We start from the raw sequence: 1,900 nt of genomic DNA on the forward strand, positions 1-1,900 counted from the left end.
GCCCAAAAGTGGGAACCGGTTTTGGGATAACGGCATGCATCAACTACAAAAGGGATTTGCATGGAAGTTCGCGTTGCCAACGTGCGCAAGGAGTTTGACCGGTTTCCGGCCCTCCACGACGTTTCTCTCGACATCAGGTCGGGAGAACTGATCGCGTTGCTGGGGCCATCCGGCTCCGGCAAGACGACGCTGCTCAGGCTGATCGCTGGGTTGGAGCGGCCGACCCGCGGAAAAATCTTCTTCGGCGAAGAGGATGCCTCCCAAAAGTCGATCCAGGAGCGCAATGTCGGCTTCGTCTTCCAGCACTACGCGCTGTTTCGCCATATGACGGTCGCCGACAACATCGGCTTCGGCCTCAAGGTCAGGCACGGGCCGTCACGCCCGTCGGCGAAGGAAATCCGCCGCCGCGCCTTGGAACTTCTCAACCTCGTCCAGCTTTCCGGTCTGGAAAAACGCTATCCGGCGCAGCTTTCGGGCGGCCAGCGCCAGCGCGTGGCGCTTGCCCGCGCCATGGCCATCGAACCGGCCGTGCTTTTGCTCGACGAGCCGTTCGGCGCGCTCGATGCGCAGGTGCGCCGCGAACTGCGCCGCTGGCTGCGCGACATCCACGACGCCACCGGCCATACCACGGTCTTTGTCACCCATGACCAGGAAGAGGCGCTGGAGCTTGCCGATCGCGTCGTGGTGATGAGCCAGGGCCGCATCGAGCAGGTCGGCACCGCCGACGAGATCTACGATACCCCGAACTCGCCCTTCGTTTATGGCTTTATCGGCGAATCGAGCTCGATCCCGGTCAAGGTCAAGGTCGAGGACGGCCAGGTCTGGATCGCCGACCGGCCGATCGGGCTCTCCGCGCCGCACGCACCGCAAGGCGAAGCGACATTGTTCTTTCGCCCGCACGATGTCGAACTGGTGGACGAATGCAACGGCTGCATCGCCGGCACGGTCGCCGCCAGCCGCCGCGTTGCCGGCACCAGGCGCGTGGAACTCGAAATCGGCGGCGAACGTCGGCGGGTCGAGATCGAATTGCCCGTCGACCATCCGGCGGCGCAGAAAAGTCGCGTGGCTTTTAGGCCGCGGCGCTGGAAGCTTTTTCCGGCTGGTTGATTACGAGGCGATTACCAACTTGTGCACAACAAGACGTTTCGGCCCGCTCTTTCAACGCGCCTTAGCGAGAGCGCAAGGGTCATCGGATTTTTCGGGGAAGCCGCAAAGCCGTAGTGCTCGTAGAAGGCTTTCGCTTCGTCCGATATGGCATGAACAAGAAGGCCGCGAATCCCGAGGATCGTCGCGGCGTAACGCGTGCGCAGAACGGTGTCTTGCAACAGCGCGGCGCCTAACCCCTTGCCTTGCCAGCTTGTGTCCACGCTGCTCGAATGTCGCGCGGTATACGTCGAGCAGCCTGATGGAGCAGGTCTGCACGGCCTTGCCGTTCAAGATGGCTTTGGTGGACCGCGATCACGTTCCCGGCGGAAACTCGCTGTCGGTTGTCTCCCATCCTTTGATGGGCATCCACGTCATCGACCGGCGCAAGCGCTGCGTCAGCGGATAGTGGTGTCGATCCACGCGTCTTCGCCACAGCGGCGCCAGGAGCCACCATTCCCGGCGCTTCTCCAATACTGACCTTCGCGCGCTACGGCTTGACGCGATTCGGAGCTGACCTTCAAAGATATAGCGAATTAAAGAAAACAGCGGTATTTTGACCGATTGAAATCTCCTTGGGGTGCTCATGGCTCTAGATGTCATTGGTGCAGGCATGGGTCGCACTGGCACATATTCGCTGAAGCTCGCGTTGGAGCATCTTGGGTTCGGGCCGTGTCATCACATGGCAGATGTCCACGCCAATCCCGAGCAGAAGGCGCTGTGGCGCGCCGCCGGCCAGGGACAACTCCCGACCTGG

At 61.8% G+C, this 1,900-nt stretch carries 3 protein-coding genes and 1 pseudogene; 3 read left to right on the top strand and 1 reads right to left on the bottom strand.

All coding sequences use genetic code 11. The features are described from left to right. Positions 1 to 60 precede the first annotated feature (60 nt). On the top strand, positions 61 to 1,107 hold the full coding sequence (locus NKJ08_RS38550; RefSeq protein ID WP_352786372.1) for a sulfate/molybdate ABC transporter ATP-binding protein: 1,047 nt from the start codon (positions 61 to 63) through the stop codon (positions 1,105 to 1,107). Positions 1,108 to 1,118: 11 nt separating this feature from the next. Here NKJ08_RS38550 and NKJ08_RS38555 read toward each other — a convergent pair. After that, positions 1,119 to 1,370 (bottom strand): annotated as a pseudogene (locus tag NKJ08_RS38555) (GNAT family N-acetyltransferase); the annotation flags it as partial. Positions 1,371 to 1,405: 35 nt separating this feature from the next. On the opposite strand from NKJ08_RS38555, the gene NKJ08_RS38560 reads away from it, so the two are divergent. Together NKJ08_RS38560 and NKJ08_RS38565 are read left to right on the top strand one after the other, a co-directional pair. Next, positions 1,406 to 1,552 carry a hypothetical protein gene (locus NKJ08_RS38560; RefSeq protein WP_023680966.1) on the top strand — a complete coding sequence of 49 codons (147 nt, stop codon included), beginning with the start codon at positions 1,406 to 1,408 and terminating at the stop codon, positions 1,550 to 1,552. 204 nt (positions 1,553 to 1,756) lie between these two features. Beyond that, positions 1,757 to 1,900, top strand: a 144-nt coding sequence (locus tag NKJ08_RS38565) for a sulfotransferase (protein WP_502906394.1), incomplete at its 3' end; no start/stop codon positions are given.

It is taken from the genome of Mesorhizobium sp. M0244 (genome assembly GCF_040321795.1).
Lineage (GTDB): Bacteria > Pseudomonadota > Alphaproteobacteria > Rhizobiales > Rhizobiaceae > Mesorhizobium.

Excerpts from the sequence above, each read along its gene's own strand:
- NKJ08_RS38550 (WP_352786372.1), top strand. The coding sequence starts at position 61 with ATGGAAGTTCGCGTTGCCAACGTGCGCAAGGAGTTTGACCGGTTTCCG.
- NKJ08_RS38560 (WP_023680966.1), top strand. The coding sequence starts at position 1,406 with ATGGAGCAGGTCTGCACGGCCTTGCCGTTCAAGATGGCTTTGGTGGAC.